Annotated in this window: 24 protein-coding genes and 3 pseudogenes; 16 read left to right on the top strand and 11 right to left on the bottom strand. The window is 63.1% G+C overall.

Annotated features, from left to right (window positions below; all coding sequences use genetic code 11):
* Positions 1-109: 109 nt before the first annotated feature.
* Positions 110-214: pseudogene (locus tag EOA78_RS08520) on the top strand (AraC family transcriptional regulator); the annotation flags it as partial.
* 27 nt (positions 215-241) lie between these two features.
* Here the strand turns inward: EOA78_RS08520 and EOA78_RS08515 are convergent.
* Positions 242-1,003 (bottom strand): slipin family protein, encoded by a 762-nt coding sequence (locus tag EOA78_RS08515; RefSeq protein ID WP_127314743.1) that lies wholly within the window; start codon positions 1,001-1,003, stop codon positions 242-244.
* Positions 1,000-2,397, bottom strand: a complete 1,398-nt coding sequence (locus tag EOA78_RS08510; RefSeq protein ID WP_127314742.1) for a nodulation protein NfeD — start codon at positions 2,395-2,397, stop codon at positions 1,000-1,002. The genes EOA78_RS08515 and EOA78_RS08510 overlap by 4 nt, the downstream gene beginning before the upstream one ends.
* Positions 2,398-2,564: 167 nt before the next feature.
* Here EOA78_RS08510 and EOA78_RS08505 point away from each other — a divergent pair, with 167 nt between their 5' ends.
* The 3 genes from EOA78_RS08505 to EOA78_RS08495 all read left to right on the top strand — a co-directional run bounded on the left by EOA78_RS08505 (position 2,565) and on the right by EOA78_RS08495 (position 6,647).
* A complete protein-coding gene (locus EOA78_RS08505) occupies positions 2,565-3,308 on the top strand; it encodes a 2OG-Fe(II) oxygenase (protein ID WP_127314741.1) in 744 nt (247 codons plus the stop codon).
* A gap of 427 nt (positions 3,309-3,735) precedes the next feature.
* Entirely contained in the window at positions 3,736-4,830 is a 1,095-nt protein-coding gene (gene pstS / locus EOA78_RS08500; protein ID WP_245477435.1) for a phosphate ABC transporter substrate-binding protein PstS, read from the top strand.
* Between the two features lie 86 nt (positions 4,831-4,916).
* Positions 4,917-6,647: a Na/Pi symporter gene (locus tag EOA78_RS08495; RefSeq protein ID WP_127314740.1), complete on the top strand. Its 1,731-nt coding sequence runs from the start codon at positions 4,917-4,919 to the stop codon at positions 6,645-6,647.
* 198 nt (positions 6,648-6,845) lie between these two features.
* Here the strand turns inward: EOA78_RS08495 and EOA78_RS08490 are convergent, their stop codons facing one another.
* From EOA78_RS08490 to EOA78_RS08480, 3 genes are all read right to left on the bottom strand, one after another.
* A complete protein-coding gene (locus EOA78_RS08490) occupies positions 6,846-7,565 on the bottom strand; it encodes a pseudouridine synthase (RefSeq protein ID WP_348628469.1) in 720 nt (239 codons plus the stop codon).
* A 92-nt stretch (positions 7,566-7,657) separates the two neighbouring features.
* Positions 7,658-8,308, bottom strand: coding sequence for a GntR family transcriptional regulator (locus EOA78_RS08485; protein WP_127314770.1), 651 nt, complete (start codon positions 8,306-8,308; stop codon positions 7,658-7,660).
* Positions 8,309-8,678: 370 nt separating this feature from the next.
* The gene (locus tag EOA78_RS08480; protein ID WP_127314739.1) at positions 8,679-8,900 is read right to left on the bottom strand and encodes a hypothetical protein; all 222 of its coding nucleotides are present in this window, start codon (positions 8,898-8,900) and stop codon (positions 8,679-8,681) included.
* Positions 8,901-9,187: 287 nt separating this feature from the next.
* On the opposite strand from EOA78_RS08480, the gene EOA78_RS08475 reads away from it, so the two are divergent.
* On the top strand, positions 9,188-9,451 hold the full coding sequence (locus tag EOA78_RS08475; protein ID WP_127314738.1) for a metal-sensing transcriptional repressor: 264 nt from the start codon (positions 9,188-9,190) through the stop codon (positions 9,449-9,451).
* A gap of 8 nt (positions 9,452-9,459) precedes the next feature.
* A pseudogene (locus EOA78_RS08470) lies at positions 9,460-10,437 on the top strand (cation diffusion facilitator family transporter); the annotation flags it as partial.
* An 86-nt stretch (positions 10,438-10,523) separates the two neighbouring features.
* On the opposite strand, the gene EOA78_RS08465 reads toward EOA78_RS08470, so the two are convergent.
* Positions 10,524-11,489 (bottom strand): LysR family transcriptional regulator, encoded by a 966-nt coding sequence (locus EOA78_RS08465; RefSeq protein WP_127314767.1) that lies wholly within the window; start codon positions 11,487-11,489, stop codon positions 10,524-10,526.
* A gap of 91 nt (positions 11,490-11,580) precedes the next feature.
* Between EOA78_RS08465 and EOA78_RS08460 the strand changes: the two genes are divergently transcribed.
* The 4 genes and pseudogenes from EOA78_RS08460 (at position 11,581) to EOA78_RS08445 (ending at position 13,934) form a co-directional block, all read left to right on the top strand.
* Positions 11,581-12,456, top strand: coding sequence for an NmrA family NAD(P)-binding protein (locus EOA78_RS08460; protein WP_127314737.1), 876 nt, complete (start codon positions 11,581-11,583; stop codon positions 12,454-12,456).
* An 89-nt stretch (positions 12,457-12,545) separates the two neighbouring features.
* The gene (locus EOA78_RS08455) at positions 12,546-12,860 is read left to right on the top strand and encodes a hypothetical protein (RefSeq protein WP_127314736.1); all 315 of its coding nucleotides are present in this window, start codon (positions 12,546-12,548) and stop codon (positions 12,858-12,860) included.
* Between the two features lie 184 nt (positions 12,861-13,044).
* Positions 13,045-13,344 (top strand): annotated as a pseudogene (locus EOA78_RS08450) (NAD-binding protein); the annotation flags it as partial.
* A gap of 233 nt (positions 13,345-13,577) precedes the next feature.
* On the top strand, positions 13,578-13,934 hold the full coding sequence (locus EOA78_RS08445) for an extradiol dioxygenase (RefSeq protein WP_127314735.1): 357 nt from the start codon (positions 13,578-13,580) through the stop codon (positions 13,932-13,934).
* A gap of 132 nt (positions 13,935-14,066) precedes the next feature.
* Here EOA78_RS08445 and EOA78_RS08440 read toward each other — a convergent pair whose 3' ends face one another.
* Positions 14,067-14,468: a VOC family protein gene (locus tag EOA78_RS08440; RefSeq protein ID WP_127314734.1), complete on the bottom strand. Its 402-nt coding sequence runs from the start codon at positions 14,466-14,468 to the stop codon at positions 14,067-14,069.
* Positions 14,469-14,616: 148 nt separating this feature from the next.
* On the opposite strand from EOA78_RS08440, the gene EOA78_RS08435 reads away from it, so the two are divergent.
* Complete coding sequence (locus tag EOA78_RS08435) at positions 14,617-14,928, top strand: hypothetical protein (RefSeq protein ID WP_245477433.1); 312 nt, start codon at positions 14,617-14,619, stop codon at positions 14,926-14,928.
* A 30-nt stretch (positions 14,929-14,958) separates the two neighbouring features.
* Positions 14,959-15,849, top strand: a complete 891-nt coding sequence (locus EOA78_RS08430; RefSeq protein ID WP_127314733.1) for a sigma-70 family RNA polymerase sigma factor — start codon at positions 14,959-14,961, stop codon at positions 15,847-15,849.
* 215 nt (positions 15,850-16,064) lie between these two features.
* On the opposite strand, the gene EOA78_RS08425 is transcribed toward EOA78_RS08430, so the two are convergent.
* Positions 16,065-17,222, bottom strand: a complete 1,158-nt coding sequence (locus EOA78_RS08425; RefSeq protein ID WP_127314732.1) for a sulfite oxidase — start codon at positions 17,220-17,222, stop codon at positions 16,065-16,067.
* A gap of 533 nt (positions 17,223-17,755) precedes the next feature.
* Between EOA78_RS08425 and EOA78_RS08420 the strand changes: the two genes are divergently transcribed.
* The 3 genes from EOA78_RS08420 to EOA78_RS08410 all read left to right on the top strand — a co-directional run bounded on the left by EOA78_RS08420 (position 17,756) and on the right by EOA78_RS08410 (position 20,902).
* Positions 17,756-18,388, top strand: a complete 633-nt coding sequence (locus tag EOA78_RS08420) for a DUF1326 domain-containing protein (protein WP_127314731.1) — start codon at positions 17,756-17,758, stop codon at positions 18,386-18,388.
* A gap of 8 nt (positions 18,389-18,396) precedes the next feature.
* Complete coding sequence (locus EOA78_RS08415) at positions 18,397-19,290, top strand: DUF2182 domain-containing protein (RefSeq protein ID WP_127314730.1); 894 nt, start codon at positions 18,397-18,399, stop codon at positions 19,288-19,290.
* A 94-nt stretch (positions 19,291-19,384) separates the two neighbouring features.
* Complete coding sequence (locus EOA78_RS08410) at positions 19,385-20,902, top strand: FAD-dependent oxidoreductase (protein ID WP_127314729.1); 1,518 nt, start codon at positions 19,385-19,387, stop codon at positions 20,900-20,902.
* A gap of 41 nt (positions 20,903-20,943) precedes the next feature.
* Here the strand turns inward: EOA78_RS08410 and dinB are convergent, their stop codons facing one another.
* The 3 genes from dinB to EOA78_RS08395 all read right to left on the bottom strand — a co-directional run bounded on the left by dinB (position 20,944) and on the right by EOA78_RS08395 (position 23,230).
* Complete coding sequence (dinB, locus tag EOA78_RS08405) at positions 20,944-22,185, bottom strand: DNA polymerase IV (RefSeq protein ID WP_127314728.1); 1,242 nt, start codon at positions 22,183-22,185, stop codon at positions 20,944-20,946.
* Positions 22,186-22,319: 134 nt separating this feature from the next.
* Complete coding sequence (locus EOA78_RS08400) at positions 22,320-22,778, bottom strand: GNAT family N-acetyltransferase (protein WP_127314727.1); 459 nt, start codon at positions 22,776-22,778, stop codon at positions 22,320-22,322.
* Between the two features lie 83 nt (positions 22,779-22,861).
* Complete coding sequence (locus EOA78_RS08395) at positions 22,862-23,230, bottom strand: hypothetical protein (protein ID WP_127314726.1); 369 nt, start codon at positions 23,228-23,230, stop codon at positions 22,862-22,864.
* 216 nt (positions 23,231-23,446) lie between these two features.
* On the opposite strand from EOA78_RS08395, the gene EOA78_RS08390 reads away from it, so the two are divergent.
* Complete coding sequence (locus tag EOA78_RS08390) at positions 23,447-23,749, top strand: hypothetical protein (protein WP_127314725.1); 303 nt, start codon at positions 23,447-23,449, stop codon at positions 23,747-23,749.
* Positions 23,750-23,763: the final 14 nt, after the last annotated feature.

Genomic DNA, 23,763 nt, shown 5'->3' with positions numbered 1-23,763 from the left:
GCGGGGAATGTCTGGCGGGAGGCCTGTCCCTCTCAAGACCTGGGTTCCTCGCCCCACGAAAGTGGGGAGAGGTGGCCGCGAAGCGGCCGGAGAGGGGGCTTTCGGCATGCGGGTCAGCGAAATTGCCATGATGACAAGCGGATTCAGCGACGTATCGTACTTCAATCGCTGCTTTCGACGTCGCTTCGGCTATACACCAAAGAGCGCCAGATAGAAGCTGGACACCGACCCGTCGGCGAACTCACTTCTCCCCGCCCTGCTTGATGAAATGGCCGAGCAGATCCATCGGCACCGGAAACACGACCGTCGACGAGCGCTCACCGGCGATGTCATGAAGAGCCTCGAAATAGCGCAGTTGCATGGCTTGCGGTGTCTCGGACAGCATCTTGCCGGCCTCGACGAGTTTTGCCGCCGCCTGCTGTTCGCCGTCGGCATTGATCACTTTGGCGCGCCGCAGCCGTTCGGCCTCGGCCTGCTTGGCGATGGCACGGACCATGTTCTCGTTGAGGTCGACATGCTTGATCTCGACATCGGAGACCTTGATGCCCCAGGCGTCGGTCCGCTGGTCGAGAATCTCCTGGATATCGCTGTTGAGCTTGTCACGTTCGGCCAGCATTTCATCGAGCTCATGCTTGCCGAGCACCGAGCGCAACGTGGTCTGTGCCAGCTGGTTCGTGGCGGTCATGAAGTCCTCGACCTGGATCACCGCCCGTTCGGCGTCGACGATACGAAAATACAGCACCGCGTTGACCTTCACCGAAACGTTGTCGCGCGAGATCACGTCCTGCGGCGGCACGTCCTGGACCACCACTCGCAGATCGACCTTCACCATCTGCTGAACGAACGGGATGAGGATGATCAGGCCGGGCCCCTTGACCCCGGTGAAGCGGCCGAGCGTGAAGACCACGCCGCGCTGATATTCCCTCAGGATGCGAATGGCCGCGGACAGGAACATGAGCACGACGAGCGCTGCTACCAGATAGGCCACGTAGCCGATGATCATTGCTTTGCTCCATCGCTTCTTGCATTGCGGCGCCGTACCGTCAGCACGAGACCCCTGACATCAGCCACCTCGACGCTGTCGCCCACTGCGATGGGTTCGTTGGCCGTCGCCCGCCAGCGCTCGCCCCGGGCAAGCACGTGGCCCTCGCCGCCCTCCCAGTCGAGGACCTTGGCCGGCAGCCCTTGCATGGCCTGTGCGCCAACACGCGAAACTTTCTTGCGGGTCGCCCACAGATAGCTGCCGGTCAGCAGCGCCAGGCCGAGCGTCAGGACGGCGGCGGTGCCGATAACGGCCCACGACATCTCGAAGCCGGGTCCCTCGATCCTGAGCAGCATGGCAGCGCCCAGCAGAAACGCAGCCACGCCTCCCAGCCCAAGGACCACTGTGGGATTAAAGACTTCGACGACGAGGAAGATGATGCCGAGCAGCATCAAGGCAAGGCCGGCATAGCTGATCGGCAGGAGGTTGAGCGCATATAGCCCAAGCAGCAGGCAGATCGTGCCGACCACGCCGGGCGCAACCGCACCTGGGCTGGTGAACTCGAAGACGAGACCATAAACGCCGATCAGCATCAGGATCACGGCGATGTTCGGGTCGGTGATGACGGCGAGAAGCCGGATGAGCCAGCCGGGCTCCAGCGTTTCAACCGGCAACCCTTTGGTCGCCAACACCTCTTTCCTGCCGGCTATTTCCACCGTCCGGCCGTCAGCCAGCTGAAGCAGTTCGGTCGTGTCGCGGGCGACGAAGTCGACGACACGCTCCTGCAGCGCCGCGTTGGCCGACAGGCTGGCCGCCTCGCGCACCGCCTTTTCACCCCAATCGGCATTGCGCCCACGCAGTTCAGCCAGGCTGCGGATCAGGGCAACCGCGTCGTTCGTCGCCTTGGCGATCATCGCATCGCCCGCCGGTGGGCTCTTCTGGTCCTTGCCGGCTTCTGGGGCATTGTTCTTGTCGTCGCCGCCGGGAAAGGATGGCAGCGGCCCGCCCATCTCGATTGGCGTTGCCGCGCCCAGATTGGTGCCGGGCGCCATCGCCGCCACATGGGTTGCGTAGAGGATGTAGGTTCCGGCGCTCGCCGCATGCCCGCCGGCGGGCGCGACATAGCCGATGACGGGAACCGGCGAGGCGAGGATGTCGGCGATGATCTCACGCATGCTGGTGACCAACCCGCCGGGCGTGTCCATCTGCAGGATAAAAACCTCGGCGTTCCGCTCTGCGGCCACCGCCAGCGCTTCCTCGAACTGCATGGCGCTCGCCGGACCGATGGCGCCGTCTATCTCGATGCGCAGCGCAGTCCTCTCCTGGCCGTTCGCCTCTCCGGTTGCGGAAGAGGAACAAACAGCCACAGCGGCTACAAAAGCCGCGGCAATCAGGGCCACACGCGCGAGTTTCACGCTCAAAGCTCCCTATCAGGGATATGGGCCCGATTTTGCCGAAATCCATGACATGGCGGCGGGTGAAAGCAGCTGTGCGTAAACCGTTGGCAGGAAACGGGTGGTCTGCACGCGCCGTTTCACCCATCTGATGAGCAGAGGCCCATCAAGCCAGAGGAGGAAAAGCCATGACCCTTCATTCGATAGGCTCGAAGGCCGCGGTCCCATCGGCGGAAGCGCGGGTCGCCGGATATGATTGGCAGGCATTGGCCGAGGAAATGAGCGGCTATGGCTGCGCGGTGATGGAAAAGCTCCTGACGCCGCAGGAGTGCCGAGAGATCGCCGGGCTCTATCCCGACGAAAGCCATTTCCGCAGCCATGTCCACATGGCGCGGCACGGCTTCGGCAAGGGCGAGTATCGCTATTTCCGCTATCCCTTGCCCGACCTGATCGGCGGCTTGCGCACCGCACTCTACCCGCGCCTGGCCGCGGTCGCCAACGACTGGAACGAGCGCATGGGCATCGCCCAGCGCTACCCGGGCGAACACGCCGCGTTCCTCAAGCAATGCCACGAGCAGGGCCAGACGCGGCCGACGCCGCTCCTGCTGCAATATGGTCCTGGCGACTTCAACTGCCTGCATCAGGATCTCTACGGCGATCTTGCCTTCCCGCTGCAGGTGGCGATCCTGCTGTCCGAGCCGGATAAGGATTTCACTGGTGGCGAGTTCGTGCTGACCGAACAGCGTCCGCGCATGCAGAGCCGCGCCGAGGTGGTGCCGCTGCGCCAGGGCGATGCAGTCGCTTTTGCGGTCCACAATCGCCCGGTCCAGGGCAGCAAAGGCAGCTACCGCGTCAATCTCAGGCACGGGGTCAGCCGGATTCGCTCCGGCATACGCCACACCGTGGGCATCATCTTCCACGACGCGAAGTAAGGGTTGTAGACTTCCTTCTCCCTTCTCCCCTTGTGCGAGAAGGTGGATTGGCGCGCAGCGCCAAGACGGTTGAGGGGTGTTGGACGGAGCGCCAACGTTGCCAAGCTGGAACACCCCTCATCCGTCGCCTTCGGCGACACCTTCTCCCACAAGGGGAGAAGGGTGAGCCGCGCGAGGCGCAACGTTGGAATTCAGTGCATCGGACCCCCAATTCTTCGAGTCCTAAGGACCGGCGGACAAAGCGATTGCGGAAGTCCGAATAAAAATTTCGCCCACAAAGATCTTTGTCATCCAATCGTTAACCAAGGTTCATACGATGAGCGATGTTGTTTCTCGGCCGGCGTTCGCTCGCCGGGCGGATGACTGTTGATATCTACCAAAAACTGAAAACTAGCTATTTGTTTGCGCAGTATAGTCGGGGATCGCCATGATGTTTCCAGCAAGCTTTGCGCTGCTACGGCGCAAATGGGCGAAAATAGCGGAATCAAGTGGCGCCCTCACGCTCGCTGTTGCCTTGATGATCGGGGCCGCTGCACAAGCCGAGCCTATTCGCGGCGCCGGATCGACGCTAGCCGCCCCGATCATCGGCAAATGGGCGACGGCCTACGAGAGCGCCCGCGCCGATGGCGGCGACTATATCTCGCCCGATTGGAAGGTCGACTATGAAATCGTCGGCTCGCTCGCCGGCGTCCTGCGTCTCGACCAGCCGGACATGGACTTTGCCGCGACGGATGCGCCGATCAATGCCGCCGACCTCAGGAAAGCCGGCCGCCAGCAGTTTCCGATCGTGATGGGCGCCATCGCCGTCGTCGTCAATCTCGACGGCATCGGCCCGGGAAGCCTTCGCCTGACGGGGCCGCTTCTGGCCGACATCTATCTGGGCAAGATCCAGTCATGGTCCGATCCCGCGATCAAGGCGGTGAATCCGGATCTGGCGCTGCCCGATCTCAGGATCAGCGTCCTTCACCGCAAGGATGGCTCCGGCTCGACCTTTGTCTTCACGGAGTATCTGTCGGCGGTCAGCGGCGAGTGGGAGAGCAAATACGGCGCCGATACGCTGATCTCGTGGCCGCTCGGCGCCGATGCGGAAGGCACGCAGAACCTCATTCGAGCCGTGCATGACACGAAAGGCGCGATCGCCTATGCCGAATCCGGCCAGGCCCAGCGCGCAAGCCTTTCCTACGCGCTAATCGAGAACAAATCCGGCAAGTTCGTCAAGCCGGAGCCGGAGGGCGTGCAGGCCGCCGCGACATCCATCGACTGGGCGCAAACGACCGATTTCTTCGCTTCGCTGACCGATCGAGACGGCGACGCCGCCTATCCGATCAGCACGGCAGTGTTCGCGATCGTTCAGGTCTCGGGCCGTTCGGAACATCGCTATCGCCGCGTGCACGACCTTTTCCGGCTCGCCTTCGCACAAGGTGCGGGCGATGCCGCCGCACTCGGCTATGTGCCGCTGCCGAAGACGCTCGTCGATCAGGTCGAACAATACTGGGCAAGGCAAGAGCCCGTCGGAAACTGAGCGGAAGAGCCAGGCTGCTGCTCGCGCAGCACCCGAACTGAACGTCATATCGCGCCGTGGTGACGGCTTGTTGGGGACTGCGTGACATGGACATAGATATCTTCAAGGACATCCTCGTGCCGGTGATCGGCGGGTTGGGCATTTTCATGCTCGGCCTCGACTTCATGGCCAACGGCATCCAGGCGCTGTCGGTCAACCGGATGCGCGCCTTTCTCGCCAAGGCTGCCGGAACGCCGATCAAGGGCGTGCTGGCAGGAACATTGATCACCGGCGTCATCCAGTCGTCGACGGCGATGAGCGTCATGGTCGTCGGCCTGGTCAATGCCGGCGTCATCGCGCTTCGACCGGCGATCAGCGTGATCATGGGCGCCAATATCGGCACCACGCTCGGCAACGGGCTCATCGCCCTGCCGCTCGGTCCGCTCGGATTGATCCTGGCCGGCGTGTTCTCGCTGGTCTACTGCTTCGCCAAAAGCGAAAAGGTCAAGAACATAGCGCTCGCCTGCATGGGCTTCGCGCTGATTTTCTATGGCCTCAACCTGATGACCGGCGGCCTGCGTCCGCTTCGCAACCTGCCCGAAGTCATGGCCCTGCTGCAAACCCTCACGGCCGACTCCTATCTCAACCTTCTCAAATGCGTGTTCATCGCCGCCGGCGTGACCGCCATGATCCATTCGTCCTCGGCGACGATCGGCATTGTGATGGGCCTTGGCGCCGCCGGCATTCTCGACTGGACCACCGCCGTCGCCTTCTCGCTCGGCGCCGATCTCGGCACCACGATCACCTCGTGGATGGCTTCGCTCAATCTTTCGAAGAACGCCAAGCGCACAGCTTACGCGCACATCTCGTTCAACATCATCGGCGTGTGCATCACCATCCCGCTGTTCTTCGTCTCCATCGAGATCCTGGGATGGGTCATGCAGTTCTTCGGCGGCGATCCCGCCGTTCCGGTGATCGTCGACGGCAAGGAGACCTTCCCCCTGGTGCCGGTCGCGGTCGGCATCTACTCGACCTTCTTCAACGTCTTCAACACATTGTTGCTGTTCCCGTTCATCGGCATGTTCGAGCGGGTTCTGTCGCGTGTCGGCCACACGGATGCCGAGGACGCCGAGGATTTCTCGACGCCGAAATTCCTCGACCGCAAGCTGGCCGGCGATTTTGCCAAGGCCGTTCCCGCCGTTCAGCAGGAGACGGCCCGTCACCTGCAAGCCGGCGCCATGTTCCTCGACATCGCACGCTCGTCCAAGAGGGCGCCGTCGGATCCGGGCGAGCACTATCTCGCAACCGACATCCTCAGCCGCGATATCCGTGCCTACACAGCCGAGCTGATGAAGGAGGATCTGCCTTACGACCAGCTCGACCTGATCGCCAGCCTGATCGAGGAAGCCGACTTCACGGCTGCCCTGACGGAATCGATGCATCAGGTGGCGCGCCGCGTGCGGCGCGAGAAGTTCAGCAGCCCGGCGCAGGCCATCGTCAACGTCGCGTTGAGCAAGCTCGATGCTTCGCTGCGGGAGATCTTGCCGACTTACGGCATCTCCGACCCGAATCTGCCGGCCGGGCATGTCAATCTTCCGGAGGTGGAGGAACTGCGCGCCCGCACGCTGGCGCTCGGACCGAATGCAGGCGCCGCCGAACGCGGCACGATCCTGGCCCTGCTCGGTTCAATCGAGCGAGCCGAAATCCTGATCCAGCGCATCGATGCCGAGCGCAAATCGGTCAACCGGCAGAGCGTGCTCGCCCGTGCCTCGGCGCGCAAGGAAACCAGGCCGCACTCGATGGGCGACCCCGGCCTTAGCCCGGTTCCGGCCGAGTAATGGTCAAGGCCGGGCGACAGGGCCGCCCCTTTCCCTTCTCCCCTTGTGGGAGAAGGTGGATCGGCGCGGAGCGCCGAGACGGTTGAGGGGTGTTGGACGGAGCGCTGTTGGCGCCAAGCTCGAACACCCCTCATCCGACCGAGCTTCGCCCGGCCACCTTCTCCCACAAGGGGAGAAGGGAGAGCGATGCGTTTTCGCTCAGGCCGCAAACAGCGCCAGCTCTTCGGCGGTGAGGTGGCGCGCCTTGCCCTTGGCAAGGTCGCCGAGCTGCAATGGACCGATCGCCACGCGCACAAGGCGAAGCACTTCCACGTCATGCGCCCCGAGCAGCCGGCGAATGTGGCGGTTGCGGCCCTCGTCGAGGGTGATTTCGAGCCAGGCGGTGCTGGTGCCGCTGCGCAGGATTTCGATTGACCGCGCCCTCAAATCCTCGCCGTCGACCGTCGCGCCGGCGCGCAACCGCGCCAGCATGGCCTCGTCGGGCAGGGCGCCGATTTGCACGTGATAGATCTTGGCGACGTGGGAGGCGGGGTCGAGCAGGCGCTGGGCGAAGCGCGTATCGTTGGTCATCAGGAGCAGGCCTTCGCTGGCCTTGTCGAGGCGGCCGACCGGCGACACGAAGGGCAGGGCGACCCCGGCCAGGCAGTCATAGACGGTGCCGCGGTCCTGCGGATCGTCGCGGGTGGTGACCAGGCCGCGCGGCTTGTTGATCATCAGATAGACCTTGCGCTCGGCGACGACGCGGCTGCCGTCGACCTCTATGCGGTCGCGGCCGGGATCGACGCGCATCGAGCCGTTGCGCACGACCTTGCCGGCGACCCGGACCCGCCCTTCGGCGACCAGAACCTCCGCCTGCTTGCGCGAGCACAGGCCGAGTTTCGACAGCGCCCGGCAAAGGCTGACGCCTGGATGACTCACGCCGGGAGGACTGGCCCCGGCGCTAGGCGAGGGGCGTTGCCGGCCGACGTTCGGCCGTGGCGTCATTTGCTTGCGTGGTCGTTCCGGCAAGGTCAGGGCTTTCCCGCCAGCCCACATCCAGCCTTGGCGAGCGTTTCCATGCCTTCGCTGAGATGCTTTCTCAAGACGCGAACGGCGGCCTCGGCGTCGCGATGGCGGCAGGTCGTCAACAGGTCGCGGTGCTCCGACTTCGAGCGGCTGCGATAGTTGAGGTTGGACAGGAGAACGCGAACGTAGCGCTCGGCCGCATTGTGGTGGGCTTCGATGAGGCCGAGAAGCCGGGCGTTGCCGCAGGCGCTGTAAAGGGCCAGGTGAAAGGCGCGGTTCAGCGTCCCCCAGCGGCCGACATTCGGCTCGGCATCGATCTGGTTGAGCACATAGCCGGCCTCATCGAGCTTCTCGTTGCCGAGCTTCGGGAGCGAGAGCCGCAGCGCTTCGCCTTCGAGCAGTGCGCGGACCGCAAAAATCTCCCTGATCTCGGCAGCCTCCATCCTGGCGACATGAGCGCCCTTGGTCGGATGGATCGAAACGATGCCTTCGGCTTCGAGCTGGCGAAGCGCATCGCGGACCGGCATGCGGCTGAAGCCGAAGCGCTCGGCGAGGTCGTCCTGGCGCAGTGCCGTGCCCGCCGCCAGGCTGCCTTCGGCAATCGATTCGCGCAGCACATTGGCCACCTGCTCCGCCACCGTCAGCGGTTTCTGCATCAAGCCGTCGACAAGTCCGCGCAAACCATTCTCCCCGTCATCCTGCGGACCTTGCCTAACAGAAAGCAGCTAGGGTGGATATGTGGATTCTCGTATACGAGTATCCCAGCGTGTATTGGACGGGTGCCGGTGATGCCGCGTCACGCCGCTGATGACGCGGATCATGGGCCAGCCGGCCGGCGAGCCCTGCTGCGCCGTTCCGTCCGCCATCCACTAGTGTTGAAAATTCCTGGCGCTCTACCGGACGGAACCCCGTCTCGGTGGCAAAGCGCCAGGAGATTTCCGGTCAGGAAAGCGGTCGCCAGCCTCGGACGCGCCGCTTCCCTGGCTTAGACGTGGTGCCTGGCTGATCGCCAAGGCACCACGATCGTCAGTTCGACCTGGGGTCGTCCAGCGTCTCGACGACGAAAGACGCGGCAATCAAGTCGTCGGCATCGAGCCGCAGGGAGCCTTCACCTCCTCCCATGACGGCGGCGACCTTCTGAAAGGTTTTCATCTCGTGCTCGGTAATCCGGGCGCTTTGCATCCTGGCTTTGAGATCAGCGACACGCAGCCCCAATGTGTGGGACGTTCCAATTTCACGGTTCGACATGACAATATGCTCCTCCCAACCCATGCTTTTGCCGCCCCGCCGGTATTCGCCGTCGCCTTGCCTAAATATAAGGCATCGCGAATACAGCGCCCCGAACGCGTGGTGCGAGGGAAGGTTCCAGCGCAACACGGTCACGAAATAATACGGGCCGGCCGGCGGACTACCTGCAAGAAGGTGGCAGGTCGCTGGGCGCGCTGACGGTTTTTCTTCGAGCGATAGGATACACAGGTGGAAAGGTGGGCTCAGAAAGATTGACTCTATCCTCCCGGGGAGGATACGAAACAGACATGTCCGAAGGCGTCCACCGTTCGCATCCCGCTATCGTGAAGCGTCTGAAGCGTGCGCAAGGCCACCTTGCGGCGGTGCTTTCCATGTTCGAGGCGCATCGTCCTTGCGTCGACCTGGCGCAGCAGCTCCATGCCGTGGAAAGCGCCATCAGTAGCGCAAAGCGCGAACTGATCCACGACCATATCGAGCACTGCCTGACCGACACCGCCGATGCGGGCGGCAACTCGCTGGCGGAACTCAAGCAACTGGCGAAATACCTGTGAACAGTCAAATACGTGTGAGCAGTCTCGGCGCACGCATTCTCGACTGGCTCGGTTTCGGCTCACACGATCACGGGGCGCATGGTCACGAGCACGGCTCGCATGGGCATAGCCACGGGGTCATCGATGCGACCATAGCGACGACCGACCGGGGTATCTGGGCGATAAAATGGTCGTTCGTCATCCTGGCAATCACCGCGGCGATGCAGATGGTCGTGGTGATCCTGTCGGGCAGCGTGGCGCTGCTGGCCGACACGATCCACAACATCGGTGACGCCACCACCGCCATTCCGCTGTGGATCGCCTTTATGCTGGCCCGGCGCAAGCCGTCGCCGACCTTCACCTACGGCCTTGGCCGGGTCGAGGATCTGGCCGGGATCATGATCGTCGGGATCATCCTGTTCAGCGCTATCGTCGCCGGCTATCAGGCCATAGACCGTTTGATAAACCCACGAATGGTGACGCACCTTGGTTGGCTGACGGCGGCAGGCGTTGTCGGCTTTCTCGGCAACGAGGCCGTCGCGGTGTTCCGCATCCGCGTCGGCCGAGAAATCAACAGCGCCGCACTCATTGCTGACGGCTACCATGCCCGCACCGACGGCCTGACCAGCCTTGCCGTGGTCATCGGGGCGCTTGGGGTCTGGCTCGGTTTTCCGCTGGCCGACCCGATTGTCGGCCTGCTCATCACGCTTGCCATTTTCGGCATCGTCTGGCAGTCGGCCCGCTCGGTGCTGACCCGCATGCTCGACGGTATAGAGCCTGACGTCATCGGCGAAATCCACCATGCCGCCGCGCATGTGCCTGGAGCCTGCATTGTCGAGGCCAAGGCGCGGTGGATCGGTCACAAGCTACACGCCGACATTGCCATCGCCGTCGAAGAAAACCTGCCGGTCTCCGAAGCGAAAAAGCTCACGGCAGCTCTGGAAGACGAGCTGTTCGAGCACATGCCGGCGCTTGCGGCTGCCAATATCAGATTGGCGAGTGCGGATGCGGATCATGCTCACGGCGAACATGACAGGCACCAACGATCACTTCGACCGGCTCGTTTCCGTTAGCCTCAGCATCATCCACTTCCTCAAGGAGCACTGACCGCAGGCTGCAGACGAACGCCGCCCTCGGCGATGGATGCGCCGGGCGCGCTCAGCGCTGTTGCAGCGGCAGCGATGCTATGCCGCAACCAGACGTGCCGAGGTTCGTCCTGGTGGCGCGCGTGCCAGAGAAGGCTCATGGTGAAGCTGCCGAGATCAAGCGGCGGGGGCAGCGAGACAAAACGTCCGCCCACCATCTGCGCCAGGCTCGACGGCAGCGTCATGATCAGGTCGGAGCGGGCAGCGATTTCCACGGCTGCAAGGAAGCTCGGTACGCGCACGCTCACCCGTCGTCGGCGGCCCGCACCAGCGAGCGCCACGTCGACGAACGCTGGTCCAACGCCGGTGAAGCTCACCACGATATGACCCAATTCAAGAAATCGGTCGAGCGTAAGCTCATGGTTCGCTGCGGGATGCCCGGCGCGCATCAGCGTGACAAAGCGGTCTTGATAGAGGCCGCGCCGGCGGATGCCCGCGGGCGCATCGTCGATCACGCCGACGAGTGCGTCCACGGCGTCCTCCTCCAGTGCTTCGATCGCCGTTGCGCTGGGCGGCAGAATGTCCAGGTCGAGCGCCGGCGCCTCGACGGTGAGACGAGCAAGCAGATGAGGCGCCAACGCGGCAGTCTCAAGATCCATCATCAGCAGCCGCACATGACCGGTTGCCGTTGCCGGGTCGAACGGATTCGCCCCCAGCATCGTAGCGATGTCCGCCAGGGTCCTGCGCAGCGCCGGCCGAATCTCTTCGGCGCGGGCAGTGAGCATGTAACCTGTCCGCCCTTCCACCAGAAGGGCGTCCGCGAACAGCTTTCGTAGCCGCGACAGCGCACGGCTCACCGCCGGCTGGCTCATACCGAGACGGAGGGCGGCCCGCGTGACGCTTCTTTCGTCAAGCAGCGCCTCTAGCACCACCAGCAGGTTCAGGTCGACGTGACGCAAATTCACTTCGTGCATGCTGGCTATATAATACATGCATTTGTCGCATGCATAGCCATTCCGTAATCTTGGGGTCTCATCAATCGCGAACACCCGAGGAGAACAGATCATGCATGTGGTTTTTGGAGCAAATGGACGGGCCGGCGGGGAAACGGCGCGTGCGCTGATGGCGGACGGTGAGCCCGTGCGCGTGGTCGTGCGCCGTCCGGAACAGGGCAAAGCGTGGGCGGCGCTCGGTGCCGAAGTCGCCGTCGCCAGCCTTGATAACGCAGAGCAGGTTTCCGCCGCTTTGAAGGGCGCAACGGCGGCGTTTCTCCTCAACCCCCCGCCGGTCGCCGGCGATCCGTTTGGACAGACAGCGGACATCGGCGCAGCACTTGCCCAGGCGGTCCGCCGCGCCGATCTGTCCAGGAGCGTTATCCTATCGTCGATTGGCGCGCAGCATGAGACTGGCACCGGGGTCATTGCCACCTTGCATCAGGTCGAGGCGATGCTAGCCGGCACCGCGCCCGCCACGGCCTTTCTGCGCTCGGGCTATTTTGTCGAAACCTGGTCGGAAGTCGCTGAGGCTTGCGTTTCGGAAGGCATGCTCCCGTCGTTTCTGGGACCCGACCGGAAAATTCCCATGGTCAGCACGACCGATGTCGGGCGCGCCGCCGCCCGGCTGATGTCGCAGAACTGGGCTGGAACGCGCATCGTGGAACTGGCCGGGCCCGAAGACTGGAGCGCCAGCGATGTGGCGGCTGCCTTTGCGAAGGTTCTCGGCCGTCCGGTCGAGCCGGTGCTCGTGCCGCCGGAGCAGCGCGAAGCGGTCCTGGCCGAGGCGGGGCTCTCCGCGGAGGTTACCGCCGCCCTGCTCGGCATGTACGAAGGCATTGCAAACGGCCGCTTCACGCGCCAGGCCGGAACCGAAGATTGGCGTGGCACGACATCGCTGACAGCCGCGGTCGAGCGTATCGTGACGAAGCTGCGCCCTGCCGCTTAACCATTCATGCGAACCTTGGTGATGGCAGGAGGACTTCCGGCCCCGGCCGACTCACACTGTCACAGCTGCAGGAACCCGACCATCGCATCGTGATCGGCACCCGCGGTGAGGGCGAGGCAGTCGGCGTGATGTCAGGTCTGATCCCGTGCCCGCTGGCGCTGTTCGTAACGACCTTCGCGATGTCCAGAGGCGTTCCCGGCGCCGGCGTGCTCTTCGCTGTCACCATGATGGCCGGCGTGGCGCTGACGCTGTCCCGCGTCGCGGTGCTGTCGATCCTGTTTCAGCAACGTCTGGTGGGTTTCATCGCCGGCAAGCCACTCAAAACCATTTCCCGAACCATCGAAGGCGCTGCAGGGCTGGCGCTTGCGGGCGTTGCCGTCTGGCAGATCATGGTCGTCTCCTGACTATGCTCAACTATCAAGCGCCTGATCCGCACAAATAGAATCAAGATAGGTCTCTATCTGCCTGTTCTGATCTTCCTTTTTCCTGATGGAGCCATGCTGCCCCGAACGGACAGCTTCGGCAGGGCTTAGCGAAAGGTGTTGAGACCGCCGCGTCTTAGTCCATTATCCCTGGCTCGCGCAAACGGCCAACGTTGCCTCAGCCCGGTGGTTGATCAGCGCCATTCCCAATCCGTTCGAGAGCGGCAATCTCATCGAGCAAGCCCATGCCATCAATCCAAAGCTCGAGATCATCGCCCGTGCGCATTCCGATGCCGAAGTGGATTACCTGAAGAAGTTCGGCGCCGACCTGATCATCATGGGCGAGCGGGAGATCGCGCGCGGCATCTCGGATCACATCCTGAGCCGGATCGATGCCCCAGCCGCCCCGGTCGCCGACCAGAGCCAAAACGCGCGCCAGGTCGACTCAAAACCGATGGCCGGGTGATGGCGGCAGGTGCGCGAACAGCATCTCCAGCTTCTTCCGCTGATAGCGTGAGGTCTGGCAGGTGTCGGTCTTTGAAGCAACGCCGGGTTCCGGCACCTGCAATCACGGCCGGCCGACCTATATCCAACTGAAGCTTGCCGATATCGAGCGGCGGTGTCGACGGGCGGTAGCGCCGAAACGTCGTTTGCAACGGCAATAGTTTGTTCGCATCACTTTCAGGGAGATAAGGAGCCATGATTTCCGGCGCACACATGATCATCTACAGCACGGATGCCGAGGCAGACCGCGCATTTTTTCGCAATGTCCTACGTTTTCCAGCAGTCGATGCTGGCGAAGGCTGGTTGATCTTCGCATTGCCGCCGGCCGAAATTGCCGTTCACCCGGCCGCCGAAGTCGACAGCCACGAAGTCTATCTCATCTGCGAAGACATCAATGCCACAATCCAAGAGCTGAAATCGCACGATGTTGAATGCACTTCTGTCACCGATGAAGGCTGGGGCCTGCTCACGCATGTCTCGCTTCCCAGTGGCGGCTCGCTTGGCCTCTACCAGCCGAGGCATGCTTTGGCGCACAAGCCCGGGGCTGCTTAAGTGCCCGTTTTCCGCACGGACGCGCGACCAAGTAAAGACTTTGGAGCGGGATGGAGATTCGAAGGCAAAATCATCCTGCTCTGCCTGACCTTTTTCAACACTGTCCGCCTTCTCCAGCCGTTCATGGGCTGGTCAAAATTCAGATGCCCGCTCTCCGGCTGCACCGGCTAATTGGCTGCCGATCACCATGCGGTTGCCCTCGCTGTCGCGAAATTCCGCCACCGTGCGGCCTGGCTGCCAGGGCGCCTCCTGCGGTTCGGTGATGATCTCGACGCCGCCCGCCTTCAACGCCGCGATCGTGGCCTCGACATCGTCGTCGACCAGCACCAGCGCCGGCTCCGCGCCTGGCGTGTCGTCGGCGCGCCTCACGAAATGCAGGTTCGTCACGGCGCCGGGAAATTTCAGCTCGATCCAGCGCCAGCCGCTATCGCCCATCTTCTCGTCGGCCGCGACCTTGCAGGCGAAATGCCTGGTGTAGAACGCCTTGGCGCGGTCCTGGTCGAATACCGGCAGTTCGGCAAACTGGATGTGCATGGTCGTCTCTCCTGCTCCTCGATGGCTGCTGCGTAGCCGTCCACAGGTGAAAGACGATCCGGGCGGCCGAAGAAATTTATAGCGTGCGAGAATCCTTTCGGGAACGCGAAACGTCTTCTGCTCAGACCAACCATTCAGGAGACGAACCATGGGCTACAAACTCATTCGCTACAGCGTGAAAGATACCGGGCTGGAAGAGAACCGCGCGTTGGTGGCAAAGGTGTTCGAGGCGCTGGACGAGACGGCGCCAAAGAGCGTGCGCTATCTCGTGCTCGAACTCGACGACGGCGAGTTCGTCCACGTCGTCGGCGAAGGAAATGACACATCCGCGCTGACCGGGCTTGCGGCCTTCGAGGCGTTCACGCAAAACCATGCGGAGCGACGTTCGACCCCGGTCAAGCGATCGCCTGCAAAAATCATCGGCAACTACCATGTCCTTGAGGACGGCAAAGCCGGATAGAGCGACCGCGCCAGGGGCCGAAAGAACGCCATGATCTCACGGAAATTCGATCGTCCGGCGCTGGAGGCGATGCTCGCCGAGCTACACCCCAAACTGCACCGCTACTGCGCCCGAATGGCCGGCTCGGTGATCGACGGCGAGGACATCGTGCAGGAGACGCTGCTGAAGGCGCTGCAGGCGGTCGACGGCAGCATGGCGGTCGAGCGGCCCGAGCAATGGCTGTTTCGCATCGCCCATAATGCCGCGCAGGACCATCTGCGCCGGCGCCATCGGGAAAGGTCGCGCATGACCGAGACCGACATGACCACCATCGAGGATCCTTCCGGCAGCGCCGACAGCAGGATCGCCGCGGCGACCGGCCTGCGCAGCTTCATGCAGCTTTCGGTGGCGCAGCGCAGCGCCGTGATCCTGGTCGACGTGCTCGGACTTTCCCTGCACGAGACCTGCGAGGTGACCGGCGCCACGCTCGCCGCCACCAAGGCGGCGCTGCATCGCGGGCGGGCACAGCTGCGCGTGCTGGCAGCCGAGCCCGAACACGTCGCCGCGCCTAAGCTCGGCGCCGATGACGAGCGGCGGCTGCGCCGCTATGTCGATCTGTTCAACGCGCGCGACTTCGACGCGGTCAGGGCGCTGATCGCCGAGGATATCCAGCTCGAACTCGTCAGCCGCCTCCGCCTGCGCGGCAAGGCCGAAGTGTCGACCTATTTCGGCAATTACGACCGCATCAGCGACTGGACGCTGTCGCTGGGCTTCGTCGACGGCCGGCCGGCGATCCTGATCCGCAACCCGCAGGAGCCGGATGGCGCCGTGCGCGGCTTCATGCTGGTCGAATGGCGGGACGAGCGGGTCGTCCAGATCCGCGACTTCCGCTACGCGCCCTGGTGCCTGGTCGATGCGGAGATCAGCATCGTGGACGGGTGAGGGATCTACGACCCACACCTGTCTGCTCGATACGGAGTCGGTGCCAGCTTTCGGATCAAGCAGCCTTCACTCCCGGGTGACCCGAACGTAATTGCCACATGGCTGCAAGTGTCTTGGAGCGGTTCCGGTTCTCTTGGAACCGGTAACACGCTCTAACTATGTGTTTTGCCGCATTTATGCCGACGCCAAATGATCCCATTTGGCTGCAAAATGCTCTAGTCGACACGCACGCGGCGCGTCACCTGGCCATTGCTTTCCCAGTATGTGTGTTTCTTGGCAATCAAGGGATCGTCCATTGCCGGTTGAACCTGTCCCGTGGTGCTGACCGCGCGCGAGGTCACCGCGTGTTCTCCAGGGGCGGGATCTGCCCAATCCAGGGACCAGATCTTCCAGGCGTGTTCGGCCTCCTCACTGCGGTCGATGATCGCTGGTGCCCAAGGCCCTTGATCGATTTGTACCTCGACCCGGTCGATCGGCGCTCCCCAGGCTGCTCCAATGATGGAATAATCTGAGTCTTTCCGGGTAACCTTCGCAGGCGCGGACTTTATCCGTGCCCGGCCGACTGAGTTCTCGGTCCACACGGTCTCGCCGTTGTGCTCTTCCTCCCGGATGGTGACATAGTCGCGGGCCATCAGAAGGCTCATGAAGCGGGTGTCGCGAACCTCGATGCGCTCCAGCCACTTGACGTTGGCAATACCGTACCAGCCTGGAGCAATCAGCCGCAGCGGAAAACCATTGGCCGCCGGCAAGGCGGCTCCGTTCATTTCATAGCAGAGCAGATTGTCGCGGTTCATCGCGTCGGCGAGCGACATGCTGCGAGCGAAGTTCTGCTGCATCTTGACGTCGCGTATCGGGACCTCGCCCTTGTCGGTGCCGAAAAATACAACCTCGATGCCATTTTCCAGAACGCCGGCCTCCTCGAGTATCGGGGCGAGCGGCGTTCCAGCCCAGCGCGCATTGCCGATGCCGCCAGTGAAAAAGGGAAACCCGTGGTTGCCCGAGCATTCCACTGTGAAAACGACCTCCTGCCGCGGTCGCGCCCTGATGTCGGCGAGCGTTAATTTTAAAGGCTTCTTCACCAGGCCTCCGATTTCCATCGACCATGTCTTCTCGTCGATCGTTGGTCGATTGAAATGCGAGATGCTGAAGAACTTGTCGTTTGGAGTTATCCAGCTATCCAAATCCTCCCAGACAAGCTGCTTCTGGATACCGACCGGATCGGGATTTTCGGTCGGCTGATCCAGCCACGGAATAACTTCCTCGCTCGGCCGTGTTGGAAAAGCGTAAGCCCGACGCGAGGTATAGAGAGCAGCAATTGCGGCAAGAGCCGCGCTTCCTTGGACAAGAAGTTCTCTGCGCTGAAAATCAGGCATGTTGATTACCTCCCAATTGATCCGGAACGGGCTGCAACGTGCCTTAGGCCGTAGCCTGATCACGGATGGGCGACACAATGTGAGGTCTGCCCAGCCGGAAGTATCCGGACAGGTCAGACAATCACCGACGCAAGTCAAGCATGTGAAGCATTGGACGAAACACTAGCTCGCGTTTCGCACGCTAAGAGTGCGCCTTTGAGAAGGAAGTGTCCACAACCTGGACGGGACATGTGATGATTGTAGCATTCGAGACCGATTTTTCCAGTCCTGCCAAAATCGTGGCCGCTCGGATCGTTATCGAAACGACCGCTTTCGGGGACGTTTCCGGACCTTCGCGGGTGCGATCGGAAAGGCCCGGTCCGACCGCATTTCTCCGTTCCAATGTTGGCCTCACGATCTCCAAGGCGCACGTTCACCCATTATTCAGCGAGAAGGCGCGATGGGCTGCCGTCTTCCATGGCGCGACAGGATGGCGGTGAGGCCGGCGCAGGTGTATGTTGATGGTCTAATATTTCGATATCAGGGAGGACAGCATGACGTCTTGGGAAATCAAGGGACGCGAACTCGTCAATTGCACCTGCGAATATGGCTGCAACTGTCAATTCAATGCGCTGCCCGACAAAGGCCATTGCCATGCGGTGGCGGGCATCCAGATCGACGAGGGTCATCATGGCGAGACCGCTCTCGATGGCCTCCGGATCGCCGCGATCTTCAAATGGCCTGGCGCGATCCACGAAGGCAATGGCGAAGCCATCGCCTTCGTCGACGAGAATGCAACCGAGCGGCAGCGTAACGCGCTGCTGCGCATCATGACCGGCCAGGACACCGACCCGTTCGCGACGATGTTCGCCGTCTACGCCTCAACCGTGACAAAAATGAATGAGCCGGTTTTCACCAAGATCGATCTCGACCTCGATGTCGACGGCCGCAGGGGCCGCATCTTCGTCAAGGACTACATCGAAACCGTCGGCGAACCGATCCGCAACAAGGTGACGGGCGCGGACTCGCGCGCCCAGATCGTGTTGCCGAACGGCTTCGAATATGCCGTCGCCGAGATCGGCAGCGCTTCGAGCACAACCAGCGGGCCGGTTCAGGTGAACATGAAGGACAGTTACGGCCAGTTTGCCCGGCTGCATCTCAACAATCACGGGGTGGTGCGCGCCTGAAGCGCCACATGGACGGCGGGTCGCCACTGGAACGGCTGCTCAGACGCGACCGCGTCATCACGATTGCGGGCGTGGTGGCGCTGTGCCTGCTGGCCTGGCTTTATATCGTCGCCGGTGCAGGGCTCGGCATGAATGCGTGGGAGATGACGAGGCTCGCGCTATTCCCCCACCAGCAAACTGCCGACGTGACCTCCGATATGTCTGGCATGGATATGTCTGGCATGGATATGCCCGGCATGGACATGAGCGCGACGGCCATGGCAGCCGAACCGCGGGCCTGGGGGCCGGCGATCTGGACGCTGATGATCGCCATGTGGTGGGTCATGATGGTTGCCATGATGTCCCCGAGTGCGGCGCCGACTATCCTGCTCTATGCGCGCGTGCATCGCCATGCGCTCGCACAGGGTCAGATCCAGGACAAGCTCGCGCCCACCGGCGTATTTATGGCAGGCTACCTCCTGGTTTGGCTGGGGTTTGCCGTCGCGGCCACCGCGTTGCATTGGCTGCTCGAACGCGAGGCCTTCGTTTCCGCGACGATGATGAGTTCGCAGAGCCGCTGGCTTTCCGGCATCGTCCTGATCGCCGCGGGCCTGTATCAGCTCTCGCCGCTCAAGAACGCCTGCCTGTCGCATTGCCGGGCACCGACGGCGTTCCTTGCCCGCCACTGGCGTCCCCACGCAGTTGGCGCGCTGCGTTTGGGCGCATTGCACGGGGCGTTTTGTGTCGGATGCTGCTGGATGCTGATGGCGTTGTTGTTCGTGGGCGGCATCATGAATCTGGTGTGGGTTGCCGGGCTCGCTATTCTGGTGCTGGCTGAAAAGCTGTTTCCTGCCGGCCAGTGGGTTGGCCGGGCAGCCGGCATCGCCCTGATCGCCTGGGGCAGCGCAACGCTTTTGGTCTGACGACCAGGGCCGCCTATGTCGGCATTCAAAGGCGTGAGGAACTTTGAATCCTCGCATTCGTTTACCCGAATGTTGGGGATGGGAGGTTCCGCCAATGAATGTCAGCGACGAAAGGACTGTATCCCTCTGGGCGGCGACCGAAGTAGCGCCCGACGCGGTGCCGCTCGGGCAGAGCGAACAGGTCGATGTCGTCGTCGTCGGGTCTGGAATTGCCGGACTGTCGGTCGCCTACGAACTGGCCGTGGCCGGGCAAAAGGTGGCCGTCGTCGATCGCGGTCGGATTGGAAGCGGCATGACGGCTCGCACCACTGCGCACCTGTCATCCGTCTGCGATGACTATTTTTCGGAACTGGTCAAATTGCGCGGTGAGGATCTGGCGCGGATTTTTTATCAAAGCCAATCGGCCGCTATCGACCGGATCCAATCAATCCAGGAGACGGAGAGTATCGCGTGCGATTTCCGACGCCTCTACGGCTTTCTGTTTCCGGCTTCCGGCAGGCAGGAATCCGACATCAGGCGCGAGCTGGACGCCGCTCTGAAAATCGGGGTCGACGTCGAGAAGATCAGGAGTGTGCCGTTTGCAGGCTTTTCGGATGCGCAGGCCCTTCGATACGCCAATCAGGCAACCTTCCACCCGCTCAAATATCTCCGCGGGCTGGTCGCAGGCATCCGTGCGCGCGGCGGCGCGCTTTATGCCAACACCATTGTCGAAAACGTCGAGGAGATTGACGGCGGCGTGCGCGTAACCACGGTTTCGGGCTTAACCGTGTCTGCCAAATCGGCCGTTGTCGCCACCAATTCGCCGATCAACGATCGGGTCGCGCTCCATACCAAGCAAGCGCCCTATCGGACCTACGCGATGTCGTTCGAGATCGCCCGCGATATCATACCGGATGCCCTGTATTGGGATACTGAGGACCCTTATCACTACGTTCGGCTTCAGCCTGGCGAAGATCGGACCGACTTCCTGATCGTCGGAGGTGAAGACCACAAAACAGGGCAGGCCGATGATGCCGGTGATCGCTTCGCGGCCCTGGCGGCCTGGACCAAAAGGCTGGTCCCCGATGTCGGCGTGGAAACCAATCGGTGGTCGGGGCAGGTGATGGAGACCGTCGATTATGCGGGGTTCATTGGCCGCAATCCTGGCAACCAGCGTGTCTTTGTGGCGACCGGGGATTCCGGCCAGGGCATTACCCATGGCGTCGTGGCCGGCCTGTTGGTTTCCGACCTGATTCTAAAGCGGGAAAGTCCCTGGCGCGAACTTTACGAGCCGTCTCGCAAGACGGCAGGCGCGATCGGCGATTACCTGGCGGAGAATGCGACGGCGATCAAGAGTTTTGCCGAGTATATCGCGCCTGGCGAAATCGATTCTGCCGACAAGCTGCGCCCGGGTGAAGGTGCCATCGTCCGCGAAGGACTCGCCAAAATCGCCGCATTTCGCGATGAGGACGGCACGCTCTACAAGCGCTCGGCCGCATGCACCCATATTGGCTGCCATGTCCATTGGAACTCCCTCGAGCGCTGCTGGGACTGCCCGTGCCACGGCTCGCATTTTGCTATCGATGGCACGGCTTTGAACGGACCGGCCGTGTCGCCCCTGGCTTCGGAGTAGGGCAGTAGGGCAGTAGGGCAGTAGGGGAATAGGGAGCCGGCTCACAATTCCTTTTCGGCCAGCTCGCGAAAGGCATCGGGAACCGATCGCGACAGTCCGAACGTGACCGAGGCATAGCCGACCGCCTGCCAGCCGAAACGGTCGCGGATCGTGTCGATGGCGCGGTCGGCGGTCCAGCGCGCCGCGCCCTTCCTTGTGCCGGGGAGGCACCTGTCGTCGTCGAGGCCGAGCGGCAGTTCCAGCTGCAGGCCCGGTTGCTTCTCCAGATGCGAAACGGCGATCGCCAGCAGCGAAATGGTCTTTTCGTGCGGATGATCGACAAGCACCTTGCGCACCAGCGCCTCGGCGATCTCGGCCAGCATCGCGGTTGCCGAAATAGGCTGGTCGAGCGTGATCGAGCGCGTCACCGAGCGCAGGTCGGCGAAGCGGACACGGACCGTCACCGTGCGGCCGGGCCGGGATTTCGCCCGCAGCCTGGTGGCGACCCTGTCGGCCAGATGCAGCAGGGTCGGCACGAAGACTTCCTCCTCGGCCGGTTTCCTGCCGAGCGCCGACTGCGCGCCGGCCGATCGCGCCCGGCGCTGCGTCTCGAGTTTGCGCGGATCGCGGTTCCAGGCCAGCGCGTTGAGCTTTTCGCCCGCCGCCGGGCCGAGCAGGCGCTCCAGCGACCAGCCCGGCGTCTTCGCCAGCTCGCCGATGGTGTTGACGCCGATGCCGGCCAGCCGCTCCCTGGTCACCGGGCCGACGCCCCACATCAGCTCGACCGGAAGATCGTGCAGGAACTCCAGTTCGTGACGCGGATCGACCACCACCAGCCCGTCGGGCTTGGCCACTTGCGAGGCGATCTTGGCCAGATGCTTGGTGCGCGCCACGCCGACCGAGATCGGCAGGCCGAGCTCGGCGCGCACGCGGCGGCGGATCGTGCCGGCGATCTCGGCTGGTGAGCCGAACAGATGGGTGCAGCCGGCGACGTCGGCAAAGGCCTCGTCGATGGAAATCCGCTCGACCACCGGCGTGAAATCGCCGAGCACTTTGATGGCCGCATCGCCCAGCCGCTGGTAGTCCTTGAAATGGCCGCCGACGAAGATCAGCCCGGGGCAAAGTTCCCGCGCGCGCCGCCCCGGCATGCCGCCACGCACGCCCAAAGCCTTGGCCTCGTAGGACGCGGCCAACACAACGCCGCCGCCGACGGCGATCGGCTTGCCGCGCAGGGCCGGGTCGAGCAACTGTTCGACCGAGGCATAGAAGGCGTCGAGATCCGCGTGGAGGATGTTGGCTTCCATCCGGCCCGTTCGCCCGCGGCGGTTCGAACGCCGCATTGTCTTGAGGTGTTTCGTATGGAACATAAAGAGAACATCGTGAGTGGATTGTCAAGGAGCGCTGATTGTCAAGGAGCGCTAATGACAGGTGCCGCGACCTACAACGCCATCTTGTAGCCGCGATGGCTGGCGGTGAAGCCGAGGCGCTCGTAGAAGGCGTGCGCCTCCCGTCGGCTCTTGTCAGTCGCGAGCTGAACGAAGCTGCAGTTGCGCGAGCGGCACTCTTCAATCGCCCACTCGATCATGCGTTTGCCGACGCCGTCGGACCGGCGGTGCCGGGTAACGCGAACGCCTTCGATCTGGCCGCGCCAGACGCCTTTCCTGGAAATGCCCGGAATGAAGCTGAGCTGCAGGGTTCCGATCACTTGCCCGGCTTCGACGGCCACCGCCAGCAGCTGGTTGGGATCGGCTTCGATTGCCTGGAAGGCATCGAGATAGGACGGCGCGAGCGGCGTCGACGGGTCTTCCCGGCCGGCGCCAAGCGCATCGTCGGCAAGCAGTGCGACAATCGCCGGCAGATCGGGCGCTTGTGCGCGACGGAACTCGATCTCGCTCATTGAGGGGATGACATACGGCGCGGGCCTGGCGACGGCAAGTGCGGTCCAGCCATTCGCGGCCGATGGCGTCGACGACCTCCGGCTTACGCGGCCTGCTGCGCCCAGAGGCGGTGGCCGTAGCGGCGGAAGAAGCGCGCCAGGAGCCGCTGCTGCCTGGCGCGGGCGAGGTCGGCGCCGCGCCTTTCCTGGCGCCAGCGCGGCATGTTGCGGAACAGCGCAATGAAGCGGGCGGCGTCCTCGAGCGCCTCCTCGGCCGACTGCGCCGGGCGGATCGCCGCCAGGAACAAGGCCTCGCCGTGCTTCAGCCCGTCGACCACCGCCTTGCGCTGCTCATGGCCCAGGCGGGCCTTGCCTATGCCGTCGAGGCGGATGGCGGCGAAGGCTGCCAGCATAGCCGGGCTGTCGCCGGTATAGCCGCAATCACGGGCGAATTGAGCGGAGAGGGCGTCCATCCTGGTTTCCTTGGCTGAGCGGCCGCGACGGATGCCCGGTCTTGCCGCCCATGCGTACGTCTGCGGCGCTAACTATCCATCGGTAATATCCTATACGAGCATAACTCAAAAATATGCGCAAGTTAAACTTTACACGGGCTTGGGCAGATCCGACTCGACTCTTCGGAAAAAACCCATAATGTGCGAACAAAACAGGAACATGAGGCATCAGGAACAATGGCATTGCCGGGCAAGGAAGCGACGATCGCCGAGGTTGTCTCGATCGCGGTCGAGTGTATCGATTGCGGCCGCAACAGATGGTGGAAGCCGGCTGAGCTCAGGCGCTTCGGGGTAACTGCGCAGACGCCGCTGGCGTCCCTTTCGGGGCGCCTCATTTGCTCGGCCTGCCGCGCCGATGGCCTGCCGGGCGCAGCGGTCGTGATCCAGGCGGCATTCGTCGACGAGCAGCAGCGGCGCCGCGCCGAGGCGCGGATGCTCAGCGAGCGCGAGGTTCCGCTGGAGAGATCCTTGCGGGCTTGATGGCGGAGACCGAC

The sequence above is a fragment of the Mesorhizobium sp. M5C.F.Cr.IN.023.01.1.1 genome, assembly GCF_003997585.1.
Classification (GTDB): Bacteria; Pseudomonadota; Alphaproteobacteria; order Rhizobiales; family Rhizobiaceae; genus Mesorhizobium; species Mesorhizobium wenxiniae.
This window is presented reverse-complemented; position numbering and strand designations above follow the sequence as displayed.

Excerpts from the sequence above, each read along its gene's own strand:
- EOA78_RS08515 (WP_127314743.1), bottom strand. The coding sequence starts at position 1,003 with ATGATCATCGGCTACGTGGCCTATCTGGTAGCAGCGCTCGTCGTGCTC.
- EOA78_RS08505 (WP_127314741.1), top strand. The coding sequence starts at position 2,565 with ATGACCCTTCATTCGATAGGCTCGAAGGCCGCGGTCCCATCGGCGGAA.
- pstS (WP_245477435.1), top strand. The coding sequence starts at position 3,736 with ATGATGTTTCCAGCAAGCTTTGCGCTGCTACGGCGCAAATGGGCGAAA.
- EOA78_RS08495 (WP_127314740.1), top strand. The coding sequence starts at position 4,917 with ATGGACATAGATATCTTCAAGGACATCCTCGTGCCGGTGATCGGCGGG.
- EOA78_RS08485 (WP_127314770.1), bottom strand. The coding sequence starts at position 8,308 with ATGCAGAAACCGCTGACGGTGGCGGAGCAGGTGGCCAATGTGCTGCGC.
- EOA78_RS08480 (WP_127314739.1), bottom strand. The coding sequence starts at position 8,900 with ATGTCGAACCGTGAAATTGGAACGTCCCACACATTGGGGCTGCGTGTC.
- EOA78_RS08475 (WP_127314738.1), top strand. The coding sequence starts at position 9,188 with ATGTCCGAAGGCGTCCACCGTTCGCATCCCGCTATCGTGAAGCGTCTG.
- EOA78_RS08465 (WP_127314767.1), bottom strand. The coding sequence starts at position 11,489 with ATGCACGAAGTGAATTTGCGTCACGTCGACCTGAACCTGCTGGTGGTG.
- EOA78_RS08460 (WP_127314737.1), top strand. The coding sequence starts at position 11,581 with ATGCATGTGGTTTTTGGAGCAAATGGACGGGCCGGCGGGGAAACGGCG.
- EOA78_RS08445 (WP_127314735.1), top strand. The coding sequence starts at position 13,578 with ATGATTTCCGGCGCACACATGATCATCTACAGCACGGATGCCGAGGCA.
- EOA78_RS08440 (WP_127314734.1), bottom strand. The coding sequence starts at position 14,468 with ATGCACATCCAGTTTGCCGAACTGCCGGTATTCGACCAGGACCGCGCC.
- EOA78_RS08435 (WP_245477433.1), top strand. The coding sequence starts at position 14,617 with ATGGGCTACAAACTCATTCGCTACAGCGTGAAAGATACCGGGCTGGAA.
- EOA78_RS08430 (WP_127314733.1), top strand. The coding sequence starts at position 14,959 with ATGATCTCACGGAAATTCGATCGTCCGGCGCTGGAGGCGATGCTCGCC.
- EOA78_RS08425 (WP_127314732.1), bottom strand. The coding sequence starts at position 17,222 with ATGCCTGATTTTCAGCGCAGAGAACTTCTTGTCCAAGGAAGCGCGGCT.
- EOA78_RS08420 (WP_127314731.1), top strand. The coding sequence starts at position 17,756 with ATGACGTCTTGGGAAATCAAGGGACGCGAACTCGTCAATTGCACCTGC.
- EOA78_RS08415 (WP_127314730.1), top strand. The coding sequence starts at position 18,397 with ATGGACGGCGGGTCGCCACTGGAACGGCTGCTCAGACGCGACCGCGTC.
- EOA78_RS08410 (WP_127314729.1), top strand. The coding sequence starts at position 19,385 with ATGAATGTCAGCGACGAAAGGACTGTATCCCTCTGGGCGGCGACCGAA.
- dinB (WP_127314728.1), bottom strand. The coding sequence starts at position 22,185 with ATGGAAGCCAACATCCTCCACGCGGATCTCGACGCCTTCTATGCCTCG.
- EOA78_RS08400 (WP_127314727.1), bottom strand. The coding sequence starts at position 22,778 with ATGAGCGAGATCGAGTTCCGTCGCGCACAAGCGCCCGATCTGCCGGCG.
- EOA78_RS08395 (WP_127314726.1), bottom strand. The coding sequence starts at position 23,230 with ATGGACGCCCTCTCCGCTCAATTCGCCCGTGATTGCGGCTATACCGGC.
- EOA78_RS08390 (WP_127314725.1), top strand. The coding sequence starts at position 23,447 with ATGGCATTGCCGGGCAAGGAAGCGACGATCGCCGAGGTTGTCTCGATC.